We start from the raw sequence: 4,033 nt of genomic DNA, 5'->3' as shown, positions 1-4,033 counted from the left end.
GGTGGTTCCCTGTCAGAGGTTTTATGATCAAAGAAGCCATCGCGAAGGTCATAGCCGGAACGAACCTTGCCGAAGCCGAGGCCGAGGCGGTGATGCGCGAGATCATGCAAGGCGAGGCCACGGACGCCCAGATCGCCTCGTACATCACCGCTCTCCGCATGAAAGGCGAGACCGTGGAGGAGATCACCGGCTCCGCCCGGGTCATGCGGGAGAAGGCAGTGCCGATCAGGGTCGACGCGAAGTACCAGGTGGACACCTGCGGAACGGGCGGCGACATGGCCCATACCTTCAATATTTCGACGACGGCCGCCTTCGTAGTGGCGGCGGCCGGCGTGACCGTGGCGAAGCACGGCAACCGGTCGGTCTCGAGCAAGAGCGGCAGCGCGGACGTCCTGCAGGCGCTCGGGGTGAACATCGAGATCCCTTCCCACCGGTGCGAGGAGTGCATCAGGGAGGTCGGGATCGGGTTTCTGTTCGCGCCGATGATGCATCAGGCGATGAAGTACGCCATCGGCCCGCGGCGGGAGATCGGCATCCGCACGATCTTCAACGTGCTCGGCCCGCTCACCAATCCCGCGAAGGTGACCTCCCAGATCATGGGGGTCTATGCCGCGGACCTGACCGGTCTCCTGGCGCGGGCCCTCGGCAACCTCGGCGCGCGGCATGCGTTCGTGGTGCACGGCATGGACGGGCTCGACGAGATCACGATCACGGACAGGACGAAGGTCTCCGAATACCGGGAGGGGAACGTGCGGGACTATTTCCTGCATCCCTCGGACCTCGGGCTCCCGGTCGGCAAACCCGACGACCTCAAGGGCGGCGACGCGAAGGACAATGCCGCGCTCACGCGGGAGGTCCTTTCCGGGAAAAAGGGACCCTGCCGGGACATCGTCCTGATGAACGCCGCTGCGGCGCTTGTTGCTTCAGACAGGGCGGCCGACCTGAAGCCGGGGGTCAGGCTTGCCGCCGATGCGGTCGACTCCGGAGCGGCTCTGGGGAAGCTCGAGCAGCTGAAGCAGTTCACGAATAAGCCGTAAAAATTTTTTAACCACAGGTGAACGCTGAGGAACGCAGGTAACAAAGAAATGGGGAGAGAAATGACCAAGAACGGGTCAAGGCTCACCTTTTCTGCCTGGGTCCACCTGCGTTTACCCGTGGTTCATGATCCATCATGATCCTCGACGACATCATCGCGCACAAGCGGGAGGAACTTGCGGAGGCGAAGCGCCAATTCCCCCTTGCCGACATCAGGGCCAGGGCGGCCGATGCCGGACCGGTGCGCGGATTCGGCAAGGCCCTTGCAGCAGGGGCCGATATTCTGCTCATCGCCGAGGTCAAGAAGGCTTCGCCGTCAAAGGGAGTCATACGCGAGGATTTCGATCCGGCGGGGATCGCCCGCGTTTACGAAGAGTCCGGCGCAACCTGCCTCTCGGTCCTGACCGAGAAAAGATTCTTTCACGGCGATCTGGAGTACCTCGGCAGGATCAGGAAGTCCGTGGCGCTCCCGCTCCTGCGCAAGGACTTCATCATCGACGAGTATCAGATCCACGAGGCCCGCGCGGCGGGCGCGGACGCGGTCCTGCTGATTGCGGCCTGTCTCGAACGTCGTCAGCTCGAGGATTTCATCGGCAGCGCGAACGAGATCGGGCTCGACGCCCTGGTCGAATCCCACACCTACCGGGAACTGGACAAGTCGCTGCTGGCGGGCGCCTCGCTGGTCGGCATCAACAACCGCGACCTCATGACCTTCACGGTGAGCTTGCAGACGACGCTCGATCTCCTGAGGGACATCCCCGAGGACCGGACGGCGGTGAGCGAAAGCGGGATCAAAACGCGCGAGGACGTTGTGGCGCTCCGGCAGGCAGGCGTGGACGCGATCCTCGTGGGCGAGAGCCTGATGCGGGAAAAGGACATCTCGAAGAAAGTAAAGGAACTGCTGGGAAGGGATTAGAAGAGGGCCGGATGGCGCGGCTTATCGTTTCCAGGAAAGTGCACATCGCCTGATGATCGCCCGGTTTGATAGGACGTTTGGATTTTGGCCTGTGAACTCCAGAGGATAATCATGATCAAGATCAAGATCTGCGGTATCACCAATTTCGAAGATGCGCTCGCGGCTGCCGAAGCAGGAGTGGACGCGCTGGGGTTCAACTTCTACAAGAAGAGCCCCCGGTATATTGAGCCGGCAAAGGCCGCGGAGATCATCGGCCAGCTCCCGCCCTTCGTGGTCCCCGTCGCCGTGTTCGTCAACGAGCGGGAAGACAGGATCCGCGACGTCCTGTTCACGACGGGCATCAAGGTCCTCCAGTTCCACGGGGACGAACGGCCGGAATTCTGCGGACGCTTCGCGGCGCGCGCGATCAAGGCATTCCAGGTGAAAGACAAGGAAAGCCTGAAACAGATCGTGCATTACCACGTGAGCGCACTGCTGCTCGACAGCTACCGGGACGGCCTGCGGGGCGGCACGGGGACGACCTTTGACTGGCACCTCGCCGTGGTGGCCAAGACCTTCGGCAGGGTCATCCTGGCGGGAGGCCTGACCCCGGACAACGTGGCCGAGGCAGTAAAGCTCGTCCAGCCCTATGCCGTGGACGTGGCGGGAGGCGTGGAGCAGGACAAGGGGATCAAGGACCACCGGCAGGTCAAGAAATTCATCTCAGAAGTCCGGAAGGCGGCCAGGGCATGATGCTTCCCGACAAGAAGGGGCACTTCGGGATCTACGGAGGCAAGTTCGCGCCCGAGACGCTCATGCCGGCGCTGGCCGAGCTCGAGGCGGCATACCTCGCGGCGAAGAAGGACCGGGAGTTCCAGGCCGAGCTGGACTACTATTTCCGGGAGTTCATCGGCCGGCCCACGCCGCTCTATTTTGCCAAGCGGCTGACCGAGCACCTGGGCGGCGCGAAGATCTACCTCAAGCGCGAGGACCTCTGCCATACCGGGGCGCACAAGATCAACAATTCGCTGGCGCAGGTGCTGCTCGCAAAACGCATGGGCAAGAAGCGGGTGGTCGCCGAGACCGGGGCGGGCCAGCACGGCGTTGCCACGGCCACGGCCGCTGCCATGTTCGGCCTCGACTGCGAGGTGTACATGGGCACCGACGACGTGGCCCGCCAGTCGCTGAACGTGTTCCGGATGAAGCTGCTCGGCACCGTGGTGCGGCCCGTTGACATCGGCAGCAAGACGCTCAAGGACGCCATCAACGAGGCCATGCGCGACTGGATCACGAACGTGGGGGACACGCATTACGTCCTCGGCACGGTATTCGGGCCCCATCCCTTCCCGATGATGGTGCGCGACTTCCAGTCCGTGATCGGCCGAGAGGCGAAGAAGCAGATCCAGAAGCTCGAAGGCAGGATGCCGGACGCGCTGATCGCCTGCGTGGGCGGGGGATCGAACGCCATGGGCCTGTTCCATGAGTTCCTGGGCGACCCGTCGATCAGGATGTACGGCATCGAGGCGGGCGGCCTCGGCATCGAGCGCGGAAAGCACGCGGCCCGGTTCGCCGGCGGGTCGCTCGGCGTGCTGCAGGGGACCAAGACGTTCGTGCTCCAGGACGACGAGGGCCAGATCGAGATGACCCACTCCGTTTCGGCGGGGCTCGACTATGCGGCGGTCGGTCCGGAGCACGCCTACTACCACGAAACGGGACGCATCGAGTACACCTATGCCATCGACGACGAGGCCATGGAGGCCTTTGACCTGCTTGCCCGGCTGGAGGGCATCATCCCCGCGCTCGAGAGCTCCCATGCGGTTGCCTACGCCCTGAAGCTGGCCCCGACGCTCGGCAGGGACCGGGTGGTCATCGTGAACCTGTCCGGCCGCGGCGACAAGGACGTGATGCAGGTGGCAAAGATAAAGGGCGTGGAATTGTAATGGCAAAGGTAAAATTCAAAAGCGATATGCACCCGAGCGGAAAATGTCCAGAATAAGAAATACCTTCAGCCGTCTGAAGAAAAAGAACGAAACCGTGCTTATCCCTTATGTCATGGCAGGGGACCCCGACCTTGCCACGACGAAGAGCCTGATCCTGGAGATG

4 protein-coding genes are annotated in these 4,033 nt (G+C 63.0%); all 4 read left to right on the top strand.

Annotated elements, in window-relative coordinates; genetic code table 11:
* The first annotated feature begins 23 nt into the window (after positions 1-23).
* The 4 genes from trpD to trpB all read left to right on the top strand — a co-directional run bounded on the left by trpD (position 24) and on the right by trpB (position 3,870).
* Positions 24-1,037, top strand: coding sequence for an anthranilate phosphoribosyltransferase (gene trpD, locus VL197_04070; GenBank protein HUJ17148.1), 1,014 nt, complete (start codon positions 24-26; stop codon positions 1,035-1,037).
* Positions 1,038-1,171: 134 nt separating this feature from the next.
* A complete protein-coding gene (gene trpC / locus VL197_04065; protein HUJ17147.1) occupies positions 1,172-1,951 on the top strand; it encodes an indole-3-glycerol phosphate synthase TrpC in 780 nt (259 codons plus the stop codon).
* A gap of 111 nt (positions 1,952-2,062) precedes the next feature.
* Positions 2,063-2,683 (top strand): phosphoribosylanthranilate isomerase, encoded by a 621-nt coding sequence (locus VL197_04060; protein ID HUJ17146.1) that lies wholly within the window; start codon positions 2,063-2,065, stop codon positions 2,681-2,683.
* Positions 2,680-3,870, top strand: a complete 1,191-nt coding sequence (gene trpB, locus VL197_04055; GenBank protein HUJ17145.1) for a tryptophan synthase subunit beta — start codon at positions 2,680-2,682, stop codon at positions 3,868-3,870. The genes VL197_04060 and trpB overlap by 4 nt, the downstream gene beginning before the upstream one ends.
* Positions 3,871-4,033: the final 163 nt, after the last annotated feature.

It is taken from the genome of Nitrospirota bacterium (genome assembly GCA_035516965.1).
Classification (GTDB): domain Bacteria; phylum Nitrospirota; class UBA9217; order UBA9217; family UBA9217; genus MHEA01.
This window is presented reverse-complemented; position numbering and strand designations above follow the sequence as displayed.

Excerpts from the sequence above, each read along its gene's own strand:
- trpD (HUJ17148.1), top strand. The coding sequence starts at position 24 with ATGATCAAAGAAGCCATCGCGAAGGTCATAGCCGGAACGAACCTTGCC.
- trpC (HUJ17147.1), top strand. The coding sequence starts at position 1,172 with ATGATCCTCGACGACATCATCGCGCACAAGCGGGAGGAACTTGCGGAG.
- VL197_04060 (HUJ17146.1), top strand. The coding sequence starts at position 2,063 with ATGATCAAGATCAAGATCTGCGGTATCACCAATTTCGAAGATGCGCTC.
- trpB (HUJ17145.1), top strand. The coding sequence starts at position 2,680 with ATGATGCTTCCCGACAAGAAGGGGCACTTCGGGATCTACGGAGGCAAG.